This is a genomic window from Micromonospora sp. NPDC023737, assembly GCF_040639715.1.
Taxonomy (GTDB): Bacteria; Actinomycetota; Actinomycetes; order Mycobacteriales; family Micromonosporaceae; genus Micromonospora.
On sequence record NZ_JBFAAL010000001.1, the window covers coordinates 1,016,241 to 1,037,749 of the forward strand.

Below are 21,509 nucleotides of genomic sequence, written 5' to 3' on the forward strand. Positions count from 1 at the left end.
CATGGCCGGCGACGCCCGCACCAGGGTCGGCGGCGGGGCGGCCGAGCTGGTACTGCTGTGGGGCGGCTTCCCGCCGCTCGGCGCCGGGGCCGGCTGGCTGCTCGCCTCCGCGGCGAGTTGGATCGCCGACCTGCCGTGGGTCCCGCTGCAGGGCCTGTTCGAGGCGCTGTCCCGGCTGCCTCAGCCGCAGGTCTCCATCGGCGCGGCGGTGCTCGGGGCGTTGGCCGGTCTGCTGCTCGCCGGTGCCGGCACCGCCGAACGGCTCACCGTGACCGTCGACCGTGAGCGGGTCGCCCTACGCCGGGACGGCAAGCAACAGGAGACGCCACGGCACCAGGTCCGGGTCGTCCTCGTCGACGGCGGCGACCTGGTGCTGCTCGACGGCGACGGCGGCGAACTGCTCCGGGAACGTTCGGAGCTGGATCGGGACCGGCTACGGGCGGCGTTCCGGACGCACGGCTGGCCGTGGGCGGAGGAGGATCCGCACCGGGCCGCGTACCGGCTGTGGGTGCCCGAGCTGCCCGGGCTGCCGGCCGGCGCGGACGCGCTGCTGCGAGCCCGGGAACGCGCGATCGAACGGGATCGCCGCGACGACGCCCGGGAACTGCGCCGGGAACTGGGCCGGCTCGGGGTGGTGGTGCGGGACGAGGAGCGGCGGCAGTACTGGCGGTTGACCGGGCGAGCCGTACTGCCCACCGCCGATCAGCCGACCGAGCCGGAGCCCGATCGCCGGTGAGGTGACCGTGCCCGGTCCCGGTAGCTGCCGGGACCGGGCGGGGCCTGCGACGGCTCAGCTACCGGGTGATACGACCGCGACCGGAGCGGGGCGCTCCGCCAGCAGCGACGGCCATGCGAGCAGGAGCGACACCCCCAGGCCGGAGAGCACCCCGGCGAACGAGAGCAGGAGGTCGGAGTCCGCGGCGTTGATGGCGAGGTTGCCGGCCAGCTCGGTCAACGGCCGGGCGATGGGAAGCATCATCATGATGACGACCGCGCAGAACAGCAGCACGGGCTGGACGATCAGCGCCGCGAGCGCGGCCAGGCCGTGCCGCGACCAGGCCGGCCGGCCGCCCGGCCAGTCCCAGGCCAGCAGCGTCACCCCGGTGAGCAGGACCCCGCCGAGCAGCGAGTACGGCAGCAGCCCGCCGCCCGGCGAGGTGGCGCGGACGAACAGGACGCCGAGCACGCTCACGGCGCCCACCGCCACGGCGAGCCAACCCCGAGCCCGGGTCGGCGCCGGCGCCGCCGTCAGGGCGCAGCTCACGGCCAGCACGAGCAGCAGCGTGGCGGTGCCGAACGCGGCGGGGTGCAGCTCGGGTTCCCGATCCGTCGGCGACTCGATGCCCGCGGCCACCAGTGTCACCGCCGCGGCCACGCTGGCCGCACCCGTCAACGTCCGACGGTGCACGCCCGGCTGGGCCGCGTCGCGCCGGCGGCGTACGGCGAGCGGCGCGGACACGGCGAACGCGGCGACCACCGCGCAGCCGGCGGCGGCGAGCAGCACCGTCGGCCCGGTGCCGGTCGGGTCGGCCCGGTCGACGGCCACGTCGGCGGCGATCCACCCGCCGCCCAGCACCACTGCCGCACGCGTCCACCAGCTGTCGCCGCGCCCGGCGAGCACCAGCCCGAGGACGACCGCGACGATGGTGGCGAACCGCAGGTCACGGGCCCAGTAGGCGTTGTTGCCGGGAAGCGCCTCCGGCCACGGTCCGACCGGCTCGGTCAGGGGCTGCAGGACGGTCATGTTGACCGCCCACAGCGCGGCGGCAACGGCGGCGAGAAGCAGCCCGGCCGGGCGCGCGAATCGCATCCCGGCACGGTAGCCGGTCCGCGTCGCAGGCGCTGTCCCACCCGCGACGCGGCAGCCGGGCGGGCGGCCCGTCATTCCGCGTCCGCAGTGGATTGTCGGCGGAGCAGTCGCCAGGCCGGTATCGCGCTCGACGCCAGCGCGAGCAGGAGGCACAGCCCCACGACCCCACCGACCACCGACCAGGGGACGACGAGGTCGACCGGGGCGCCGACCTGCTCGGCGAGGCCGGCCCGGAGGCTCAGCAGACCGACCAACGCGACCGCCCCGCCGAGCACGGCACCGACCAGTACCACCAGCGCGGACTCCGCGGCCACCAGTCGTACGACCTGTCGGCGGGTCGCCCCGACCAGCCGGATGAGCCGCAGGTCGCGTGCCCGGCCGGCGACCGCCATCAGCAACGTGTTGACCACGGCGATTCCGCCGTAGCCGGCCGTCACCCCGATCAGCAGCAGGGTGGCCAGCCATACCAGCCGGTCCTCGGCCCGATCCACCTCGGCAGCCCAGGTGGGTACGTCGACCACCCGCGCCCCGACCGGCGGGGCGATCGGGGAACTCAGGTACACCGCCTCGGTCAGTGCGGAGGGATCGTGCGCCCGGACTGCGGCCCGGGGCAGGAGCAGATCGCCGGGGAAGGAGTCGTCGGTCACCACGGCCACGATGCGCAGCGGCACGCGTTCCCCGTCGGGTAAGACCACCGGGTACGGCAGGTCGGGCAGCACGGTCGTGCCGGCCAGCGAGGCCTTGACCACCGCCGTGCCGTCGCCTTGCAGGTCGGCCAGGGATCCGGTGAGGACGGTGAGCATCCGATTCGCCGCGGTGAACGCCGCCGGATCGATGCCGAGCGCGGTCAACGGACGGATCCGCTCCGCCGGACTGTCGCCGTCGACGAAAACGGTGGTCGATAACACGGCCGCGCCGGAGGCCGCCTCGACCGCCTGGTCGGTGAGGCCGGGGGCCCGGTCCGGGAGGAGCACCCAGTCGGCATTGACGGCGTTGATCCGGTTCGTCGCGTACACCGGCGTGGACGTACGCACCATTCCCGACACCAGCACCGCGAAGGCCACGGTGAGCAGCACGGGCGCAGCGGTCGCTCCGGACCGCCGGGCGGCGGTCCGCGCTCCGGCGCGCAGCAGCAGCGAGACCGCCCCGCCGCGCCGCCGTACCGTCGGGGCGAAGAGGCCCGCGATCGGACCGACGAACATCGGGGCCAGCACGGCGGCGCCGGCGACCAGGGCCATGACCATGGGCAGGGCACGATCCGCCCCGTCCTGCGCGTCGCCGGCCGCGGCCGTCGCGACTCCGAACGCCACGCCGACCGCGACGAGGAGTCCGCCGATCGTCGCACGCAGCCATCCGAGGGGCCGCTGTTCCACCGCCGCCTCGCGCAGCGCCTCCAGCGGCCGCACCCGCGCGGCACGCCCGGCCGCCGCCCAGACGGCCAGTAGCGCCACCACCGGCCCGGTCGCGAGCGAGACGCCGACCGGCCAAAGGGTGTACCGGACGCGGAAGGTCGACGGTTCGAATCCGACGTCCACCAACAGCCGGCCGACGGCGGGAGCAAGCGCGGCACCGGCCAGCAGACCGACGAGCGCGGCACCGGCGCCCACCGCGAGTGCGTGCCGGTAGAGCAGGCGGCGGACCTGCCGAGGGGTGGCACCGACGGCGCGCAGCAGCGCCAACTCCCGGCGGCGCTGCGCGACGACGTACGCGAAGGTCGCGGCGACCACGAAGACCGTCACGAAGCCGGCGAGGGCGGCGGTGGCAGTGAGCACCTGCATGCCGATCCAGCGGGTACGGGCATCCTCCTGGGGTTCCAGCACGCCCCGGCCGTCGCCGGTGACGACCCGGCCGTCGCCGCCCAGCACACCTTCGGCGGCGGCTGCTACCCGGCCGGGGTCGGCGTCCATGGTCAGCATCAGGCCGATGACGCGGACTCCGGGTGCGAGCGCGGCGGCTACCTCGTCCGCGACGTGCACTCCGGGCGCGTCGAGCAGACCGGTGACGGTGTACGGCTGTGGGCCGGACGCCGTCAACAGGGTGACCGGTGCGCCGGGACGCAGGCCGAGCGCGGCATCGACGACCACCTCACCGGGACGGTGCGGAGGGGCACCGGCCGTCAACGTCAGCCCACCGAGCCGAGCACTGGACCACCCGTGCCCCTCGTGGGCGTCCTGCCGCTGGCCGTGGCCTTGTGCCGGGCGACCGTCCACGAGTGGCTGGGCGTAGAAGGTCCGGTCGGGCACGGCGGCCGCGACGCCGGGCAGGGCGGCGAGCCGTGCGACGAGTTCGGTGGTCCTCGCCGACGACCAGGGCCGCGCGGGCGGGAAGGGATCGGCGGGGCTGTCCGCCTGGGGACTGGTCACGACGATCGCCGCCTGCGCCAACCGGTCCGGCGTCTGCGGACGGCCGGAGGCGAGCAGCAGTGTGGTCGCGGCGACCAGCGCGACTCCGATGGCGACGGCGACGAACGCGCCGGCCGATCGTCGGGCGCTCAACATGACGGCTCCGGGGAGGTCGCGGCCGCGATCCGGGCGGCGACGGAGGAGGGGGTTAGCGAATCCGTCAGCTCGTCGGCGACGCGACCGTCGGCGAGCAGGAGGATGCGGTCGGCGTACGCGGCGGCGGCGGGATCGTGGGTCACCATCACGACGGTCTGCCCGTGGTCGTCGACGAGTCCCCGCAGCAGCCGCAGCACCTGGTGGGACGTGGCACTGTCGAGCGCGCCGGTGGGTTCGTCCGCGAACACCACCGACGGTCGGGTGATCAGCGCCCGGGCGACGGCGACCCGTTGCTGCTCGCCACCAGAGAGCTCGCTCGGGCGGTGCCGGGCCCGGCCGGCGAGCCCGACGGCGGCGAGCGCGGCGGTGACGTCCCGGTCGGCTGGACGTCGGCCGGCCAAGCGCAGCGGCAGTTCGACGTTCTGCGCCGCGGTCAGCGACGAGACCAGGTTGAAAGACTGGAACACGAAGCCGATCCGGTCCCGGCGCAGCCGGGTCAGGTCGTCCTCGGACAGGTGGTTCAGCTGGATCCCGTCGATGGTGACGGTCCCTTCCACCGGCCGGTCCAGCCCCGCGGCGCAGTGCAGCAGAGTGGACTTTCCGGAACCGGAGGGACCCATCACCGCCGTGAACGTGCCGCTGGCGAAGCTGGTCGTCACGCCGTCGAGCGCCGTCACCCGCCGGTTGCCCGAGCCGAACACGGCCCGGAGTCCGATCAGCGTGAGCGTGTCTGTGGTCATGCCGCCACGGTGCCCGCTCGGCGACGCCTGGCGCGTCGCACCGGGGACTGCATTCTCCGATGGTGCTCAGGGCGGAGAGTGGGTGCGGTCGTCGGCGTGCTGTCATCCTGGGGAATGACCTGCCTCGGGTGGACGCGCGAGGTTCGACCGGCGGTTACCGTTGCGCAGGTGAGCACCCACCTGCTTGCCCGGCGGCCTCGGTCGATCGATCTGTACCTGGTGGACGGTGTGCTGGCCGTCGTGCTCGGTGCGGCCCTCTGCGCGTACGCGGCGCTGGAGGCCCCGCAGAACGGCGGCGTGCGCGAACCGGTGTGGGTCTCGGTGGTCACGGGGCTGGTCATCGGATTGCCCGTGGCCGTCCGGCGACGCTGGCCGGCCACGGTGGCCGTCGCGGTCAGCCTGGCCGCCGCTGTCGCGCTGGTGACCGGTCTGATACCGAACTTCGCCGCCGCCGCTCCGGCCGTCGCCATCGGGCTGGCCTTCTACACGCTGGCCGTGGCCGAGCCCGCCCGCCGGTCGTTGGCATACGCCGTGGTCTGCCTGGCGGTGGTGAGCCTCGGGCTCGCGTCGACCGCCGGTGACCTGTGGACCCGCGGCGGCGCGGCCGGCTACGCCACCGTCATGATCGCGCCGGCTTGGTTGCTGGGCTGGTCGATACGGGAACGACGCGCGCTCGCCGCCAGGCAGAGCGAGCAGCTGGTGCGGCAGGCGGCCACCGAGGAGCGGCTGCGGGTCGCTCGCGAGCTGCACGACGTGGTGGCCCACACGATGAGCCTGATCGTGGTGAAGGCGGCGGTGGCCAACCATGTCGCCGACGCCGACCCGGATGAGGCGCGGGACGCGCTGCGGGTCATCGAGCGGACCGGCCGCAGCGCGCTGACCGACATCCGCCGAGTGCTGGGCGCGCTTCGCGAGGGCATCGAGTACGCCCCGGCGCCCGGTATCGGTGAGCTACCGGAACTCGCCGACCGCGCGGCGATCGCCGGCGTGGACGTACGGCTGGACGTGCGGCAGGACGTTCCGGACGTGAGCGCGGTGCCGGAGTCGGTGGGCCTGGCGGCGTACCGGATCGTGCAGGAGGCGGTCACCAACGTGGTCAAGCACGCCGCGCCGGCCGGCTGCCACACCACAGTCGTCGTGCAGCCCGGCGAGGTACGGGTGGAGGTCGTCGACGACGGCCGGCGGCCGGTCCGGATGAGCGGGTACGGCCACGGGCTGACGGGCATGCGCGAGCGGGTGGCGCTGCACGGCGGGGAGTTCTCGGCCGGTCCGCGCCCCGGCGGTGGCTTCGCGGTGTCCGCCCGCCTGCCGTATCGGGAGGTCGGATGATCCGGGTGCTCATCGCCGACGACCAGGCCCTGCTGCGCGGCAGCTTCCGGGTGCTGATCGACCTGGACCCCGGCTGCACCACGGTCGCCGAGGCGGGGAGCGGGGCCGAGGCCGTCGCGCTGGCCGCCCGGCACCGCCCGGACGTGGTGCTGATGGACGTCCGCATGCCCGAGATGGACGGCATCGAGGCGACCCGGCTCATCTGCGCCGACCCGGCGACGGCGGGTACCCGGGTGCTCATCCTGACCACGTTCGACCTGGACGAGTACGTGTACGGCGCCCTGCGGGCCGGGGCGAGCGGCTTCCTGCTCAAGGACACCCCGCCGTCCGATCTGCTGGCTGCCGTTCGGGTGGTGGCGGCGGGCGAGGGACTGCTCGCACCGACGGTCACCCGACGGCTGATCGACGAGTTCGCCCGGCGGCCGGAGCCGGCGCGATCGCTGCCGCGCCGGCTGGACGGGGTGACCGAGCGGGAGAGGGAGGTGCTCACCCTGATCGCCCGCGGTCTGTCCAACGCGGAGCTGGCCGCGCACCTCCAGCTCAGCCTCGCGACGGTGAAGACGCACGTCGGTCGGCTGCTCACCAAGCTGGCGGTGCGGGACCGGGCACAACTGGTCATCGTCGCGTACGAGACGGGACTGGTCGGCCCGGCCACGCCGGAGCGCGATCCCGGTGCTGGGCGGCTGACCCGCCCGCCGGGTTGAATAGGGCATACCTCTACGTCGCGTCCGGCACCGGTGCTGTCTGCCCGCCTGCTTGCGTCTCCGGTCGCCGGGCCGGCGTCTCGACCCGATCGGCGCGAATCACGCGGACGGCGGACCTCAGTTCCTCCGAGTACCACGTCATGTGGTTCTCCAATTGCGATCGGACTGGCGGGCTCGATTCGTAGAGCGATCGGAGCAGCGAAAACCAGGCAGCACGGTTTGCGGTGCTGACATTGCGGCTTTGGGCCGCAATCTCCTGCAAGTAGATGCAGCACAATTCCGCGATGGTGGCGATCCGGCCATACTCGGGATGGTCCGCGGGGACCGGACGGTTTTCGAAGAAATACGGGCGCAGGTGCGGGTGTTCGATGAACACATCCTTCAGGCGAACGCCGATGTTGTAGGTCGCACCTCGCGCGGTCGTCTGCAGACTCCAGGAGAGATGCCGCAGCTGAACTACCACGGCGGTCAACGCGATCACCGATGCCGCAGCGGCGCCGATGGCCGCCCAAGCCTGGGCTGTTTCGGTCCAGGGCATGACAACGACCCCCTGCCACCATCGATGACCTCGTATTCTATCTCGATTCTTCGGCTCGACACCATTCCGTTCAGGAATCACCCGTTCGCCTACGGGTTCCCGTCGCCGGGCGAAACGCCGAGCCACTCTCGGATCTCTGCGACCTCGTCGTCCGAGAGGACGATCTCCGCCTCAGCCCGACTGAGGACGTTACTGACGAATGCCTCGCCGATCTCCGCAGCCGTCGGTGCGGGTTGTCGGTGCAGCGGAGCTCCGCCGAAGGACGTGCCCCGGACTACGAACCCGACGGCGCTGCGGCTGATCGGCAACTCCTGGTCACGGAGGCGATCCCGAGTCCAACTGGTGCACTCCGTCAAGTTGAACCGGTGGGATTGGGCGTAGTCGGACAGGGTCTGGTAGACGGCCGGCCAGGACGACTGCGGCAGCCGCGGCAGGTTGAGCTGGTCGACAACGCGCTCCACGGGTTCCGGAAGCTCGATTCGTTGTGGTGTGGGCACAGCCAGCTCCGGCAGCTTCTGGCGGCTCTCGTCCCAGAGCAGATGTTGCGACATGCGCAGGTTCGGCAGGTTCAGGCGCGCGACCGCCCGGGCGAAGCTGCCAGCCCCGAACCAGCGGCTCTCATCAACCGCGTGGCCCAACTGGGTCCGTACCCGGTGCGCGAGCGAGGCCATGTTCAACGGCTCGCCCGCCTCCTGGTACTCGCGAGTCATCAGCGACCGGAACGCCTCGTACGCCTCGCTCGGATACTCAGCGGTGTCGCCGATGCCAACGACCGCGTCGTTGAGCTCGACGTCTGCCGCGCTGTCCGCATCGTCGTCGAGAGCCCGCTGAACACGTTGTCGAAGTCGAGATAGAGGGCGGCCCGAACATGATTCATGGGCGCAACATATCAACGCCCATCGAGCTCGCGCGGGCCCGTTCGGGCGGTAGCAACTGTTTGATCACACCCCTCAGCAGCGTGCGACGTTTCCCGGCCGGCGGGTCGGCGATCATCGGCAGCGTCGGCCAGTGGCGCGCCGCCACCACCAGCCCGGCGATCGACAGCCCGAACCCCAGCGGCCAGAGCCAACCGGGCACCAGGGACCAGTTGCCGAGCCGGTACCCGAGGCCGAGATAGATCAGGGCCCAGGCGGCGGAGCCGGCGAGGCTGACCCGGTCGGGCATCCGACGTGCCGTGCGCAGCAGGCTCAGCCCGCCGAGGAACGAGAACCCGAGGGCCATCGCGGCCCCGATCCAGCCGGCGAGCGGCACGTCCGGTCCGTCCTCCGTCGAGTCGTCGGGCACGCCGAGCAGGCGCAGGCCGATCCGGTCGACGTCGTGCTCGGTGTTGCCGAGCACCACCACGCCCCGGCCGGTGGCCCGCTCGATCGCCAGGTACGACCGGAACCCGCCGGTGCCGCCGTTGTGCCAGACGACCTCCCGGTCGCCGTGGCGACTGGTGAACCAGCCGTACCCGATCCGGGTGTGGTCGTCTTCGGTGAAGCGGGGGGTGGCGGCGTCGGCCCCGGGTGCGGTGCCGGCGAGCAGCCCGACGAGCAGCCGGGCCAGATCGTCGGCGGTCGACCAGACGCCGATGCCGGCCGGGGCGTACCCGCCGCCCAGCCAGGGGTCGGCGGGGCGGCCGCCCAGCTTCGTGCCGACCGCCCGGTCGGCCGGGAGCCGCCCGGGGTCGGTGGCGACCACGGTCCGGGTCATGCCCAGCGGGCGCAGCAGCTCACGGTCGAGCAGTTCGGGGTAGCCGGTGCCGGCCTGGGCGGCCAACGCCTGCCCGAGCAGCGCCACCCCGAAGTTGGAGTAGTGCACCTCGCCCCGCCCGTCGCCGGGGCTCTCCGCGCTGGCGGCGTCGACGATGCGGTCGACGTCCCAGCGGGCGTACGGGTTGCCTGCGCTGAGGTTCGTCCAGGCGAGTCGCGCCAGGTCCAGCGGGGACATGGCCAGCCGGGGCAGGCCGGAACGGTGGCTGGCCAGCTCGGCGAGGGTGACCTCGCGGGTCGGGCCGCTGACCTGCGGTAGTACGACGGCCAGCGGATCGTCCGGTCGCACCGCGCCGGTGGTGGCGCGGTACGCGAGCAGCATCCCGGTCAGGGTCTTGCCGATCGACCCGATCTCGAACGGAGTGCCAGGCTCGACGGGCGGGCCACCGGGGGCCAGGTCGCCGAGCCCGGCGGTGCGTACCCGGTCGGGCTCGACCAGGGCGACGGCGAGGCCCCGGTAGCCTCGGGCGCCGTCCAGGGCGGCCCGGGTGGCGGCGGCCAGCTCGGCGTCTCCGGTGTGCCGCCCGCCGAGGCTGGGCGCGCCGGGCGCGATGAGGAACCCTGCCGCGGTGGCGACGAGCCCGACGACGATCGTGATTGCGGTCGGCTTACGCATGATGCTCCTTCCGCCGTTCCGGCGGCCCGGGGGCGCCGCCCGGGGTCGGGTAGGGCGGGGTCGCTCAGCGGCGAGCGGCGGTGAGGATGGCCAGCAGCGGGACGACCCGTTCGGCCGGTACGGCGTACCGGCCGCGACCGGTGCTGCGCAGCCATCCGGCGGCGGTGAGCTGCCGCAGGTGGTGGTGTAGCTGGCCGCTGGTGCCGAGCCCCTCGATCTCGGCCAGCTCGGCGGTGCCCTGCCGGCCGCCGAGGATCTCGCGCAACAGGCGGAGCCGGACGGGATGGGCCAGCGCGGCCAGGGTGCCGGCCAGCTCCGCCCAGTCGGCGTCGAGGACGCCGTCGACGGTGAGGCCGTACTGCCAGTCGTAGTGCTCGTCGGCGAGGCGAACGGCGCCGGTGTAGAGCACCGCCCCGCCGCCGCCTTCGGGCAGACGTTGCTTGAGCCCGTCGAGCGCCCAGAAGGCGTCACCGGAAACCTCCGCCGCCGGTTGCCCTCCGGCGGCGAACCGCTCGACGAGGCCGGCGACCTGCGCCTCCAACGCGGCCAGCCGCTGCTCCACATCCGTCATAAGTCGATACTACGAAGTTACGTAGTTTCGTGCAATACAACCTCGCCACCGTCACCCGACGCGCCTAGGCTGTCGACAGCACCGCGCCTGCCAGCCACGGACGAGGAGGTCACCGATGGACCGGTACGTCGCCCTACTGCGCGGGATCAACCTGGGAGCCACCAACCGGATCGGGATGGCCGACCTGCGCCGGCTCGTCAGCGCGCTCGGGCATCACGACGTCCAGACGTACGTGCAGAGCGGCAACGTCGTCTTCGGCAGTGACGCCACGGACGCGAAGCGGCTCGCCGCCGGCATCGAGCAGGTGATCGCCGACGAGCTGGGGCTGAGCGTGCCGGTGCTGGTGCGCAGCGCCCGCGAGCTGGCCGGGGTCGTCGACGGAAACCCGTACGCCGACCGGGAGGCCGATCCCACACGGCTGCTGGTGGCGTTCCTGCGCACCACCCCGAAACCGTCCACCGTGGCTGCTCTCACCGCGCCCGGTGGGGAGAGCGTGGCGTTCACGGTGGTCCGGCGGGAGGCCTACCTCCACTTCCCCGACGGCGGGTACGGCCGGTCGAAGTTCACCAACGCCTACCTGGAGAAGAAGCTCGGCGTGGTGGCCACCACCCGTAACTGGAAGTCGGTGCGGGCGCTGGCCGAGCTGGCCACCGGATGATCCGGCGGGTGGTCGCGTACGCCGCGACCACCCGCACCCTCAGATCAGAAGTGGTACGCCGTGCCGTACTCGGGCACCAGCACCCGGCTACGCGGCGACGACTCCCGCACCGCGGCGATCAGCTGGTCGAGACGGGTACGGTCGCTCGGCGCCACGGTGGGTGGGTTCCGCAGCTCGGTCTCGAAGTTGTCGAAGTGCACCGGCACGACGACGTTCGGGTAGTCCAGCGCCGCCATCAGCCGGGACACGTAGTCGGCGGTCACCGTGGTGCTGTTCAACGCCACCATGGCCACGTCCGGCGCGATGCCGGCCAGGTTGCGCGCCACGAAGTCGCTGGCGCCCATGAAGAACACCGTCGGCCCACCGGCGACCCGCAGGACGTAGTTCAGCGTGTCGCCCTCGGGCAGATCGGCGATGGTGGCCGGCTTCGCCGGCGGGTTCACCCGCACTCCGGGGAACGCCACCGCGTACGACGCGTTGCGGCTGTGCAGCGAGGCGACCACCTCGACGGTGTAGTCCCCGAAGTCCATCACCTCGCCACCCTTCACCGCGCTGAGCTGCCCGGACGGCACGCCGTACGCGAGCCCGAGGTGGTACGCGGTCAGCGTCCCGAAGACGCGGGCGCCGGTGCGGCCGGCGATGTACGGCACGTCCATGAAGTGATCCCAGTGGGTGTGCGTCACCAGCACCGTCTCGGCCCGGTCGACGTACGTGTCGACCACACCGGTGCGAACAGTCAGCGGGGTGGACTCGGAGAAGGCGCCGGTGAACAGCCCGGTGTCGATCCGGCTGAGGAACGGGTCGACCAGGACGGTCCGGTCACCGATGTCGATGCGCCATCCGGCGGTGCCCCACCAGCGGAAACCCGCCGGAGCGGGGCGGCGCCGGGTCGCGGTGGTGGGCGTCGACGCGGCCTGGGCCGGAGTGCCGAGCGCGGTCGAGGCGAGCCCACCGGCGGCGACCAGGGCGGTGGAGGCGGCGGCGTCGCGTAGGAACCGGCGGCGGTCAAGACTGGACATACGGATTCGCTCCCTGTGAACTGGGCGATCGGTCGGTGCAGAGCCAACCAACGCCGGTGCCCGCACGTCCAAGATGACCCAGCCGTACCGTCGATATGTCATCGCGTATCGGACCTGGTCAGGCCCGGCGACCAAGGCGATTCCGCCGCCGAAAACTCATTTACCGCGCAGCGCCTCGACCGCCGTACGGGCGGCGTCACCCATCGCCAGGTCGACGTCGATGCGCCGGGTGGCGAGTTGAGCGGTGCGGGCGAAGACGGCGATCGCGTACCGGCCCCCGTCGGGGTACTCGGCGACGCCGGCTTCCAGGTGCAGACCGGGCAACGTGCCGGTCTTGCCGGACACCCGCACCCCCGGCGGGAAGCCGGCCGCCAGCCGGGTCCAGAAGAGCTGACGTGCCATCCAGCCACGAACCATGGCGCAGGCCGCGGCGGGGCCCGCCTCGTCCCGCCAGATCAGGCCGAGCAGCCGGGTGATGTCCCGCGCGGTGCTGGACGTGGTCCGCTCCGGGTCGAAGACCCGCATGGCGCGGACCCGTTCGGCACTCAGCGTGGGGAAGATCCGCGCGAACTCCGCCTCGGTGCGCGCCCCGACATCGGCGAGCATCACCTCGACGAGCTGCCGTGGCCCACCGAGAATCCGGGTCCGGCCCAAGCCCAGCTCGGCGGCGAGCATCGGCAGCAGGTCCGGACCGACCCGGCGCAGCAGCAGGTCGGCAGCGGTGTTGTCGCTGACCGACATGGCGAAGTAGGCGAGGTCGCGCAGCGACACCTCGGCATCGTCGTCGCAGCCGGCCAGCCCCCAGCCGCCGAGCCGGTCGGCGGCGGTGACCAGCACCCGTTCGGTCGGGTCGAGCTGGCCGTCGGTGACCTGCCGGGCGAACTCCAGCACCAGCAGGATCTTGAAGATCGAGGCGATCACGACCTGCTCGTCCGCCCCGACGGCGATCTCCCGGCCACCGGCCCCGGTCGCCGCAGCGGGGTCGTCGAGATCCACCACGTGCAGGTTTCCGGTCACCCCGGCCCGGGTGAAGATGCCCTCGACGCGCTCTACCGTTGCCACCCCAGCACGGTATCCAGGTGGGACGGCGGCCCACGGCCGGGACGACGACCAGCCGATTGCCCACTGCGCTGGCGTATGGTCCGGCCCGTGGACCTGCTCCGACACCTGCGGCATTTCGTGCTGGTCGCCCGTGAGCTGCACTTCGGGCGGGCCGCCGAGCTGCTCGGCATGGCCCAGCCGCCGCTGAGCCAGTCCATCCAGCGGCTCGAGCGGGAGCTGGAGGTCGAGCTCTTCGACCGGTCCCGCCGCCAGGTACGCCTCACCACCGCCGGTGAGCTGCTGCTCGGCGAGGCGGAGGAGCTCCTCGCCGCCGAGGGGCGGCTGCGCAACCTGATGCACCAGGTGCGCGCGGGCGCGCTCGGCGTGCTGCGCGCCGGGGTCCCGCCGGACACACCGGCCGTACGACTGCACACGCTGCTGGACCGGCTCGCCGACCGGGCGCCCGGGCTCGACGTGGAGCTGCACGAGCTGACCAGCGGCGAGCAGTTGCGGATGCTCGCCGAGCGGCGGCTCGACGTGGGGCTGGTGCACCACCCGATCGAGGCGGAGGGGCTGCGCTTCGGCGCGCCGGTCGACGTACCCCTGGGGGTGTTGTTGCCGCGCACCTCCCCGCTGGCCCGGCAGCGGGAGGTGGAGTTGGCGGCGCTGGCCGGGTTGGATCTGGTGACGGCGCCACGCGCCACCGCGCCGGGCTGGCACGACCACCTGCTGGAGGTGTGCCGACGGCACGACTTCGCTCCCGGCCGGGTCCGGCCGGCCCACAACCCGGAGTTCCTCTTCGGGCTGGTGCTGGCCGGTGGCGCGGTGGCCGTCGAGCCGGCCACGACGGCGCGGCGGGAGCCGCGGATCGCGTGGCGGCCGATCGCCGGTACCCCCTTGGTGAAGCGCATCTCGGCGGCCTGGCCGGAGCGCTCCGCGCATCCGGCGGCGCTGATGTTCGCGCAGGTCGCCGCCGAGGTGTTGGCCGACGCCGAGCCGGCGGCCGGCGCGCCGCCGCAGGCGCCGACGCAGCGTCCGTGGCCGGTGCTCTTCGACGCCGCCGGCTGACTCGCCCGGCGCTTCGGTCAGCGGGTTGTCTCGGGAACGAGGGCGGTCAGCTCGGTGACTTCGGCGTCGCTCAGCGCGATCCGTGCCGCCGCGAGGTTCTCCCGCAGATGGGTCAGGCTCGTGGTGCCGGGGATGGGCAGCATCGCCGGGGATCGGTGGAGCAGCCAGGCCAGGGCGATCTGCTGGGGCGTGGCCGCGTGCCGGGCGGCGATCGGCGCGAGGGCGGCGGCGACCTGGTCGGCGTTGTCCCCGCCGTCGCGCAGGCTGACCGGGTGCCAGGGTGAGAACACCGCGCCGGCCCGCTCCGCGGCCGCGAGCAGGTCCGCACCGGTGCGGTTGCCGATGTTGTACAGGGCGGTCACCGCAGCGATCTCCGCGATCGACCGGGCGAGTTCGAACTGCGCCACGGTGACGTTGGACAGCCCGATGTGCCGGATCCAGCCCTCGTCCTGCAGCTTCCGAAGCTCGCCCACCTGCTCCTCGAACGGGGCGTCGGTCGCGTACCCGCTGTGCAGGTAGTAGAGGTCGAACCGATCCAGACCGAGGCGGCGCAGGCTGAGCATGGCCGACTGCCGCAGGTACTTCGGGTTGCCCACCCAGCCCAGGGTCGAGTAGTCGTGGCCGCCCCGGACGAAGCCGCCCTTGCTCGCCACCACCAGGCCCGCCGGGTAGGGGTGCAGCGCCTCGCGGATCAGCAGCTCGTTGGTGTGCGGCCCGTAGACATCGGCGGTGTCGATGAAGGTGACGCCCTCCGCCACCACCGCGCGCAGCAGCGCCAGCCCGTGCTCGTGATCGGGGTACGGGCCCCAGACCTGGTCGCCGGTGAGCTGCATCGCCCCGAAGCCGACCCGCCCGACCGGAAGGTCGCCGCCAATGGCGATCGTGGACGGGAAGCTGGACGTCATGGTCATCTCGATTCTGGATCGCCGGGGGCCCGTCGCCAGCGCGGCGCGCAACTAGGCGGGAGATCGGTACTCTCGACCATAACTGATCGAACCAGGAGGGAACGGTCGGCCTGGTCGGGTCCGACGCTCTCCCGCAGGCGTTGTCGCAGCTCATCGGGGCAAGGGGTGGCCGGCGCGGATCGGGCCCGGAACCTGGTGATTTCGGCGGATCGCGAGTGAGGCGGCGACCCCATCGGGTATGGGACTTGATTGGTAGGTTCGGCCGGGCAGCGCGCCCCACGGCCGGACGTTTCCGAACGACATGTGAAGGAGCCGCAGTGGCGAACACGATTCCCGCCATCAGCCTCAACGACGGCAACACCATCCCGCAGCTCGGCTTCGGGGTCTTCCAGGTCAAGCCGGGAGAGACCGCGCAGGCGGTCGCGAAGGCGCTGGAGGTCGGCTACCGGCACATCGACACCGCGGAGATGTACCGCAACGAGGCCGAGGTCGGCCAGGCGATCCACGCTTCCGGGCTGGACCGCCGCGATGTCTTCGTGACCAGCAAGCTGAGCAACGCCGCGCACCGGCCGGACGACGCCCGCCGCGCGTTCGACGCGACGCTCACGGCACTGGGCATGGACTACATCGACCTGTTCCTCATCCACTGGCCGCTGCCCACGCTCTACGACGGCGACTTCGTGTCGACCTGGAAGACGCTGGAGGAGTTCCAGCGGGACGGGCGCGCCCGCTCGATCGGCGTGTCGAACTTCCAGGTGCCGCACCTGGAGCGGCTGGCCACCGAGGCCCAGGTGGTACCGGCGGTCAACCAGATCGAGGTGCACCCGTACTTCACCAACGACGAGGTGCGCGAGTACGGCCAGAAGCACAATATCCTCACCGAGGGCTGGTCGCCGATCGCCCAGGGCAAGGTGCTCGACGATCCGACGATCACCGATATCGCGGAACTGGTGGGCCGTACGCCGGCGCAGGTGGTGCTCCGCTGGCACGTGCAGCGCGGCGACATCATCTTCCCGAAGTCGACGACGCCGGCCCGGATCGAGGAGAACTTCCGCATCTTCGACTTCGAACTGGACGACACCGCGATGGAGCGGATCACCTCCCTCGATCGGGGCGAGGCCGGACGGCAGGGCGCCCACCCCGACACGTTCGACTGGGTGCCGGCCTGACGTAACACCCGGCAGGGCCGTGGCGCACACAGGAGGGGGCCGGTCAGGCCCCCTCCTCGCGTACGAAAGGATCGCGCCGCCGCGATGTCGCTCCGCCGTGCCACGCTCCCCCTGCTGTCCTCGCTCCTCCTGCTCGGTCTCACCGCCTGCGGCCCGAGTTCGGCCGCCGGAACGCCCCGCTGGGCCGCACCGGAGTCCCCGGCCCCGCCACCGCCCCCACCGGCACCGACCTCCACGGCGGAGGTGCGTACCAGCGTGAAGACCGCGATGTTGGACCTGGATGAGAAGTTCAACCCGGAGACGGCGGCGTTCACCGAGGAGAACAGCGACGCCTGGAAGCTGATCTCGCTGTGCAAGGACAGCCTTCCGTCGGACCGCAAGCGGACGGCCTACCGGGAGCGGGTCTGGGACGGCGACACGGTGTGGATCCGGCAGTACGTGGTCGGCTACCTGAAGGTGCCCGGGCGCAAGCTCGCCGACGAACTGCGGTCGGTGCTGAAGAACTGCACGCAGTACGAGGTGCCGAACGACGGCCGCATCTCCACGATCGTGCGTCCCTCGCCGCCCCCGGTCCCGAACGGGCCGGACGTGATCACCTTCTGCGAGCGCCTGAAGGGCAACTCGACCCGGCACCAGTGCACGCTCTTCATCACGCGCGGCAACTTCGTGATGGAGTTGGACGTGTCGGGTGAGAACGGTGACCTCGCCGCCGCGACCGAGCTGCTCACCAAGATCGCCCCGCTCGCCACGACCGCGCTCGGAAAGATCGCCTGAGCAGCCCCGGGCGGGCGCGCCGGACGCGCCCGCCCGGGATGTCGCGTCGCCCGGATCAGGGGGCGACGCGCTCGGCGAGCCGCCGGAAGATCGCCTGGGTGGGCGAGCCGGGCTCGGGGACGTACGTGATCAGCCGCTGGTCGGTCTCCGGCACGTACAACACCCGGCACTCGAACTCCAACGGCCCGTGCTCCGGGTGCGCCACCCGTTTGACGACCGGGCGGCGTTCGGCCACGTCGTGTTCGGCCCACAGCCGCGCGAACCGGGGCGAGGTGCCGAGCAACTCGGTGACCAGCTGCCGGATGCTCGGGTCGTTCGGGTAGCGGCCGTAGGCGGCGCGCAGGTCGGCCACCGAGGTACGGACGAAGCTCACGACGTCCCGGTCGCTCCAGTGGGCGTCGTCGTCGCGTTGGCGGAACGTCCAGCGGATGGTGTTCCGCTCGGCCGGCGGCACAGTCGACAGATCCCCGATGAAGTGGCGGGCCAGCCGGTTCCACGCGAGCACCTGATAGCTGGCGTCGACGAGGTACGCCGGGGTCTCCGTCATCGCGTCGATCAGGTGCTGCAAGCCGGGGCTCACCTCCCGGCTCGGTCCCGTCGACGGGGGCGGGCTCTCCCCCGCCACCCGGAACAGGTACGCCCGCTCATCCCGGCTGAGCAGCAGCGCCCGGGCCAGCGCGGCGAGTACCTGCCGGGACGGGTGCGGGCCGCGCCCCTGCTCCAGCCGGATGTAGTAGTCGACCGACATGCCGGCGAGCTGGGCGACCTCCTGCCGGCGCAGGCCGGGCGTGCGGCGGCGTGCCCCCTCGGGGAGGCCCACCTCGGCGGGGCGCAACCGGGCGCGGCGGGTACGCAGGAACGCCGCCAGTTCGTCGCGGCGCAGGCCGGTGCTCGTCACGCAGCCAAGCATGCCCCGGTTGCCGGTCGGCTGGGTGGTACGGCCGAAACCAGCATCGCCGGGTCTCTCCCGCGCGTAGCGGCGGGGCGGCAGCGTCGGGGGCATGACGACGAACATGATCGCCCTGGTCACCGGGGCCAACAAGGGAATCGGGTACGCCACGGCCCGCCAGCTCGGCGAACGTGGGATGACCGTGCTGGTCGGCGCGCGGGACGCGGCGCGGGGCCGGGAGGCGGAAGAGAAGTTGCGCGGCGACGGGGTGGACGCCCGCTTCGTGGCCTTGGACGTCACCGACGAGGCGTCCTGCGCCGCCGCGGCCGAGCTGGTCGAGCGGGAGTACGGCCACCTGGACGTCCTGGTCAACAACGCCGGCATCGTCCGGGCGGACGGGTCGGCGCTGCCCAGCGAGACCACCGTCGACACGTTGCGCGAGGTGTACGAGACGAACGTGTTCGGGGTGGTGGCGGTGACGAACGCGTTCCTGCCGCTGCTGCGCAACGCTCCGGCCGCCCGGATCGTTAACGTCTCCAGCGAGGTGGGCTCGATCGCCGTGATGACCGACCCGCAGGGAGCCCTGTTCGCGCTGACCTCGGTGCCGTATCCCTCATCGAAGACGGCGTTGAACATGACCACCGCCATGTACGCCAAGGAGCTGCGGGACACTCCGATCAAGGTGAACGCCGCCAACCCGGGCTACTGCGCCACCGACTTCAACCACAACAGCGGCTTCCGCACGGCGGAGCAGGGCGCGGAGGTCAGCGTGCACCTGGCGACCCTGCCGGCCGATGGACCCAGCGGACTGCTCTGGGGATTCCAGATGGATGCCGGCGGCGGCTACGGCGTCCTGCCCTGGTGACGTTCCGGGCGCGGGTGAGCCGGACCGCCCGACTTCAGCGAAGCCGGGCGGTCCGGCTCGCCCGGTTACCCCGACTTCCTTGGACGCGGCGCCATTTCCGCGCCGGCGGGGCCACCTAGACCCCGACGGTGCGGGCGGTGGCGCGACGCACCAGCACGAGGCACCCGGCGATCGACAGCGCCGCCTGCACGATCACCGTCGACCCGTCGAGCTGTTCCGGGGCCGGCACGCTCACGAGGGCGATCACCGCCGGCAGCATCAGCACGGCCAGGACGTCCAGGCCGTTGACCAGCCAGAGCAGCAGACCGCTGGGGAACCCGCCCAGCGGCGTGTCGATGAAAACGTGGCCGATACTGCTGGCGCTGACTCTCGCACGGTGGAGGGCGGCGACGGCGGCTGCCGGGCCGGCCGCGAGGCCGAGTGCCCACCAGGGTCCGGAGAACGACCCCGTCGCCTGCACGGTGCCCAGGGCGAGCGCGCCCCACAGGGCGGCGATGACGGCGGGGACCACGAGCCGCTGCGCGTAGACCTGCCGGAACGTGAGGCCGAGCAGCCGCAACGCGGCGGGATTCGAGGCGTCGGTGTGCGTCGCCTCGCTGGTGACGCTGGCAGCGGCCAGCGCGCCCACCAGGACGACGCCGATCAGCAACCAGACCGGCCCATCGGCGACGACGGCGGGAGCCAGGGCGGTGCCCACCAGCCAGGGCAGCCGCCCCGGCTTGCGCCGGGCCTGGAGCAGATCCTGGGCCGTCAGCGGCGGCAGTCGGCGGCCCCGCAGCAGCTGCGAGGTGCGGATGCCGGTCCGGTTCCGCCAATACCGGCGGCTGCTCTGCTCGGAGAGGAACGACGGCTCGATCGCATAGGCCGCGTCGGCGTACGAGCCGGCCGCGGCGGACGCCTCGGCGATCCGGTGGGTGGGCCAGCTGCCCAACTGCCACCACAACCTGGCGAGGGCGAGAACGGCGAGCACGAACACCACGACCGCCACCACCAGCATCGCCGACGCCGACGGCAGGACGTCACGCGGTGGGGCGTACCCACCGGCCAGACGCTCGCCGACCGCGGCCGCGACGAGCGCCGCGGCGACCACGCCGGCGGTCACGTCCACGGCCCGGCCGGTACGCGGCGCGTTCTGGGCGCGCACCGCGAGCAACGCCAGCAGGAGGCCGACGGCCGCGCCCCCGGCGAGCCCCGCGAGGACGACGCTCGACGTCGCGGGTCGTTCGGCGACGCGGCCGGCGACGGCCAGCCCGACCAACCCTCCCGCGACAGTCGCCGAGAACGCGGTGAGCAGCAGCGCGGGAGTGAGCAGCGCACGCCGGGGCACGGGCGCGGGCAGCAGCCAGGTGGCGTCCGCACGGGTGACGACCACCGGGCCGAGCCGGCGGAGCGCACCGAGGAAGGCCAGCAGCACCAGGGCGGCACCGACCAGCGCCGGCACCGACGGACCGGTGGCCTCGGCCGGCCAGACGACGACGCCGAGCGGCCGCCCGAACAGCACCACGGCCATCACGATCGCGAGCAGCACGCAGTAGACGCTGCTCGGATCGACTCGGCCGACGGCGGCGATCCGCATCCGCCGGACGCGGCGGCGCATGTCGACCGGAGCAGCCGGGGTGGGAGCCGGCAGGCCGGTGGTGGTCACCGGCTCAGCCGCCGGGCGGGCATGCTCGCTCGTACGGGGGTGGTGGTCACCGGCTCAGCCCTCCGCCCTGTGCAGGCCGACCTCGTCCGCGCCGACGTCGTGCCAGAACTGCTCGTCGTGGCTGGCCATCAGCAGCGTCCCGCCGGTGGCCAGGTAGTCGCGCAGGTGGGCGGCGAGGGCGCGCTTCGCCGCGGTGTCGAGGCGCTGCTCCGGTTCGTCGAGCACCAGCAGCCGGCTCGGGCGGACGAACGTCGCGGCGAGCAGGAACCGCTGACGCTGACCGGAGGAGAGGGTGATCGGCAGGCTGTCGGCCAGGCCGGCGATGCCCAGCAACGCGCACACCTCGTCGATACGCCCGTCGGCCGGATCCTCCCCGTTGGCGACCCGCACCAGATCCAGATGTTCCCGCACGGTCAGGCCGTGGTACCAGGTCGGCGACTCGACGGTGGTCGCCACCTGCCGCCAGAATCCGGGACCGCTCTCGGGCGGCGCACCGAAGACGGCGACCGAGCCACCGGAGGGTTTCTGCAGACCGGTGACGCAGCGCAGCAGGGTGGACTTGCCGACCCCGTTCTCGCCGGTGAGCGCGACCACGGCCCCGGTCGGCACCTGGAGATCCACCTGGTCGAGCACGGTCGTCGACCCGTACGTGACGGTCAGGCCGGTGACCTCGACGGCGTTCCCACCCGGCGCGTTGCCGCTCATCTCGCGGTCGCGCGTGGCGCTGACCTGACCGTCTGACATCCGCCCACTCTAACGGCGGTCGGCTGCTCGCCGATCGTGTCGGGGCCCGGCCTGGCCTGATGGGGCGTTGATCGCCCCTTGTCCGGTCGTTGCCGGCGCGCTTCCGGCCTTCGTGCGCGGGCGAGCCAGCCTTTCAGCACGGGCCAAGCCGGCCCGCCAGCACGAGCGAAGC

The 21,509-nt window shown here is 72.8% G+C and carries 21 protein-coding genes; 8 read left to right on the forward strand and 13 right to left on the reverse strand.

Features of this window, described 5'->3' with window-relative positions; genetic code table 11:
• Position 1: 1 nt before the first annotated feature.
• The gene (locus AB0F98_RS04520; protein ID WP_357728476.1) at positions 2-736 is read left to right on the forward strand and encodes a hypothetical protein; all 735 of its coding nucleotides are present in this window, start codon (positions 2-4) and stop codon (positions 734-736) included.
• Between the two features lie 54 nt (positions 737-790).
• Here the strand turns inward: AB0F98_RS04520 and AB0F98_RS04525 are convergent, their stop codons facing one another.
• The 3 genes from AB0F98_RS04525 to AB0F98_RS04535 form a co-directional block, all read right to left on the reverse strand.
• Entirely contained in the window at positions 791-1,810 is a 1,020-nt protein-coding gene (locus AB0F98_RS04525) for a hypothetical protein (RefSeq protein ID WP_357728479.1), read from the reverse strand.
• A 71-nt stretch (positions 1,811-1,881) separates the two neighbouring features.
• Entirely contained in the window at positions 1,882-4,308 is a 2,427-nt protein-coding gene (locus AB0F98_RS04530; protein ID WP_357728482.1) for an ABC transporter permease, read from the reverse strand.
• The gene (locus AB0F98_RS04535) at positions 4,302-5,048 is read right to left on the reverse strand and encodes an ABC transporter ATP-binding protein (RefSeq protein WP_357728485.1); all 747 of its coding nucleotides are present in this window, start codon (positions 5,046-5,048) and stop codon (positions 4,302-4,304) included. Before AB0F98_RS04535 ends, AB0F98_RS04530 begins: the two co-directional genes overlap by 7 nt.
• A 168-nt stretch (positions 5,049-5,216) precedes the next feature.
• Here AB0F98_RS04535 and AB0F98_RS04540 point away from each other — a divergent pair, with 168 nt between their 5' ends.
• Positions 5,217-6,377: a sensor histidine kinase gene (locus tag AB0F98_RS04540; protein WP_357728489.1), complete on the forward strand. Its 1,161-nt coding sequence runs from the start codon at positions 5,217-5,219 to the stop codon at positions 6,375-6,377.
• On the forward strand, positions 6,374-7,081 hold the full coding sequence (locus AB0F98_RS04545; RefSeq protein ID WP_357728492.1) for a response regulator transcription factor: 708 nt from the start codon (positions 6,374-6,376) through the stop codon (positions 7,079-7,081). Before AB0F98_RS04540 ends, AB0F98_RS04545 begins: the two co-directional genes overlap by 4 nt.
• 13 nt (positions 7,082-7,094) lie before the next feature.
• Here the strand turns inward: AB0F98_RS04545 and AB0F98_RS04550 are convergent, their stop codons facing one another.
• The 4 genes from AB0F98_RS04550 to AB0F98_RS04565 form a co-directional block, all read right to left on the reverse strand.
• Positions 7,095-7,619, reverse strand: a complete 525-nt coding sequence (locus AB0F98_RS04550; RefSeq protein WP_357728495.1) for a hypothetical protein — start codon at positions 7,617-7,619, stop codon at positions 7,095-7,097.
• Positions 7,620-7,708: 89 nt separating this feature from the next.
• Positions 7,709-8,329, reverse strand: a complete 621-nt coding sequence (locus tag AB0F98_RS04555) for a hypothetical protein (RefSeq protein WP_357728498.1) — start codon at positions 8,327-8,329, stop codon at positions 7,709-7,711.
• 163 nt (positions 8,330-8,492) lie between these two features.
• Complete coding sequence (locus tag AB0F98_RS04560) at positions 8,493-9,989, reverse strand: serine hydrolase domain-containing protein (RefSeq protein WP_357728501.1); 1,497 nt, start codon at positions 9,987-9,989, stop codon at positions 8,493-8,495.
• 64 nt (positions 9,990-10,053) lie between these two features.
• Positions 10,054-10,560, reverse strand: coding sequence for a helix-turn-helix domain-containing protein (locus AB0F98_RS04565; protein WP_357728504.1), 507 nt, complete (start codon positions 10,558-10,560; stop codon positions 10,054-10,056).
• 115 nt (positions 10,561-10,675) lie between these two features.
• Here AB0F98_RS04565 and AB0F98_RS04570 point away from each other — a divergent pair, with 115 nt between their 5' ends.
• Positions 10,676-11,218, forward strand: coding sequence for a DUF1697 domain-containing protein (locus AB0F98_RS04570; protein ID WP_357728507.1), 543 nt, complete (start codon positions 10,676-10,678; stop codon positions 11,216-11,218).
• A gap of 44 nt (positions 11,219-11,262) precedes the next feature.
• Here the strand turns inward: AB0F98_RS04570 and AB0F98_RS04575 are convergent, their stop codons facing one another.
• Both AB0F98_RS04575 and AB0F98_RS04580 read right to left on the reverse strand, forming a co-directional pair.
• Complete coding sequence (locus AB0F98_RS04575; protein WP_357728510.1) at positions 11,263-12,237, reverse strand: MBL fold metallo-hydrolase; 975 nt, start codon at positions 12,235-12,237, stop codon at positions 11,263-11,265.
• Between the two features lie 156 nt (positions 12,238-12,393).
• Positions 12,394-13,299, reverse strand: coding sequence for a serine hydrolase (locus AB0F98_RS04580; RefSeq protein ID WP_357728513.1), 906 nt, complete (start codon positions 13,297-13,299; stop codon positions 12,394-12,396).
• Between the two features lie 87 nt (positions 13,300-13,386).
• Here AB0F98_RS04580 and AB0F98_RS04585 point away from each other — a divergent pair, with 87 nt between their 5' ends.
• Positions 13,387-14,346 (forward strand): LysR family transcriptional regulator, encoded by a 960-nt coding sequence (locus AB0F98_RS04585; protein WP_357728516.1) that lies wholly within the window; start codon positions 13,387-13,389, stop codon positions 14,344-14,346.
• A 17-nt stretch (positions 14,347-14,363) separates the two neighbouring features.
• Here AB0F98_RS04585 and AB0F98_RS04590 read toward each other — a convergent pair whose 3' ends face one another.
• Positions 14,364-15,251: an aldo/keto reductase gene (locus AB0F98_RS04590; RefSeq protein WP_357728519.1), complete on the reverse strand. Its 888-nt coding sequence runs from the start codon at positions 15,249-15,251 to the stop codon at positions 14,364-14,366.
• Between the two features lie 317 nt (positions 15,252-15,568).
• Here AB0F98_RS04590 and AB0F98_RS04595 point away from each other — a divergent pair, with 317 nt between their 5' ends.
• Both AB0F98_RS04595 and AB0F98_RS04600 read left to right on the forward strand, forming a co-directional pair.
• Positions 15,569-16,420, forward strand: a complete 852-nt coding sequence (locus AB0F98_RS04595) for an aldo/keto reductase (protein WP_357728522.1) — start codon at positions 15,569-15,571, stop codon at positions 16,418-16,420.
• A gap of 84 nt (positions 16,421-16,504) precedes the next feature.
• The gene (locus AB0F98_RS04600) at positions 16,505-17,194 is read left to right on the forward strand and encodes a hypothetical protein (protein WP_357728525.1); all 690 of its coding nucleotides are present in this window, start codon (positions 16,505-16,507) and stop codon (positions 17,192-17,194) included.
• A gap of 55 nt (positions 17,195-17,249) precedes the next feature.
• Here AB0F98_RS04600 and AB0F98_RS04605 read toward each other — a convergent pair whose 3' ends face one another.
• The gene (locus tag AB0F98_RS04605) at positions 17,250-18,092 is read right to left on the reverse strand and encodes a helix-turn-helix transcriptional regulator (protein ID WP_357728528.1); all 843 of its coding nucleotides are present in this window, start codon (positions 18,090-18,092) and stop codon (positions 17,250-17,252) included.
• 103 nt (positions 18,093-18,195) lie between these two features.
• On the opposite strand from AB0F98_RS04605, the gene AB0F98_RS04610 reads away from it, so the two are divergent.
• Positions 18,196-18,948: an SDR family oxidoreductase gene (locus AB0F98_RS04610; protein ID WP_357728531.1), complete on the forward strand. Its 753-nt coding sequence runs from the start codon at positions 18,196-18,198 to the stop codon at positions 18,946-18,948.
• Positions 18,949-19,063: 115 nt separating this feature from the next.
• Here the strand turns inward: AB0F98_RS04610 and AB0F98_RS04615 are convergent, their stop codons facing one another.
• Together AB0F98_RS04615 and AB0F98_RS04620 are read right to left on the reverse strand one after the other, a co-directional pair.
• The gene (locus AB0F98_RS04615) at positions 19,064-20,545 is read right to left on the reverse strand and encodes a DUF6297 family protein (RefSeq protein ID WP_357729095.1); all 1,482 of its coding nucleotides are present in this window, start codon (positions 20,543-20,545) and stop codon (positions 19,064-19,066) included.
• A gap of 102 nt (positions 20,546-20,647) precedes the next feature.
• Complete coding sequence (locus tag AB0F98_RS04620; RefSeq protein ID WP_357729098.1) at positions 20,648-21,298, reverse strand: ABC transporter ATP-binding protein; 651 nt, start codon at positions 21,296-21,298, stop codon at positions 20,648-20,650.
• Between the last annotated feature and the right edge of the window lie 211 nt (positions 21,299-21,509).

Bases quoted from the DNA above. Each gene is read 5' to 3' on its own strand.
- AB0F98_RS04600 (WP_357728525.1), top strand. From the start codon at position 16,505: ATGTCGCTCCGCCGTGCCACGCTCCCCCTGCTGTCCTCGCTCCTCCTG.
- AB0F98_RS04615 (WP_357729095.1), bottom strand. From the start codon at position 20,545: ATGCGCCGCCGCGTCCGGCGGATGCGGATCGCCGCCGTCGGCCGAGTC.
- AB0F98_RS04530 (WP_357728482.1), bottom strand. From the start codon at position 4,308: ATGTTGAGCGCCCGACGATCGGCCGGCGCGTTCGTCGCCGTCGCCATC.
- AB0F98_RS04610 (WP_357728531.1), top strand. From the start codon at position 18,196: ATGACGACGAACATGATCGCCCTGGTCACCGGGGCCAACAAGGGAATC.
- AB0F98_RS04570 (WP_357728507.1), top strand. From the start codon at position 10,676: ATGGACCGGTACGTCGCCCTACTGCGCGGGATCAACCTGGGAGCCACC.
- AB0F98_RS04575 (WP_357728510.1), bottom strand. From the start codon at position 12,237: ATGTCCAGTCTTGACCGCCGCCGGTTCCTACGCGACGCCGCCGCCTCC.
- AB0F98_RS04620 (WP_357729098.1), bottom strand. From the start codon at position 21,298: ATGAGCGGCAACGCGCCGGGTGGGAACGCCGTCGAGGTCACCGGCCTG.
- AB0F98_RS04555 (WP_357728498.1), bottom strand. From the start codon at position 8,329: ATGACTCGCGAGTACCAGGAGGCGGGCGAGCCGTTGAACATGGCCTCG.
- AB0F98_RS04535 (WP_357728485.1), bottom strand. From the start codon at position 5,048: ATGACCACAGACACGCTCACGCTGATCGGACTCCGGGCCGTGTTCGGC.
- AB0F98_RS04525 (WP_357728479.1), bottom strand. From the start codon at position 1,810: ATGCGATTCGCGCGCCCGGCCGGGCTGCTTCTCGCCGCCGTTGCCGCC.
- AB0F98_RS04565 (WP_357728504.1), bottom strand. From the start codon at position 10,560: ATGACGGATGTGGAGCAGCGGCTGGCCGCGTTGGAGGCGCAGGTCGCC.
- AB0F98_RS04550 (WP_357728495.1), bottom strand. From the start codon at position 7,619: ATGCCCTGGACCGAAACAGCCCAGGCTTGGGCGGCCATCGGCGCCGCT.
- AB0F98_RS04520 (WP_357728476.1), top strand. From the start codon at position 2: ATGGCCGGCGACGCCCGCACCAGGGTCGGCGGCGGGGCGGCCGAGCTG.
- AB0F98_RS04560 (WP_357728501.1), bottom strand. From the start codon at position 9,989: ATGCGTAAGCCGACCGCAATCACGATCGTCGTCGGGCTCGTCGCCACC.
- AB0F98_RS04590 (WP_357728519.1), bottom strand. From the start codon at position 15,251: ATGACGTCCAGCTTCCCGTCCACGATCGCCATTGGCGGCGACCTTCCG.
- AB0F98_RS04545 (WP_357728492.1), top strand. From the start codon at position 6,374: ATGATCCGGGTGCTCATCGCCGACGACCAGGCCCTGCTGCGCGGCAGC.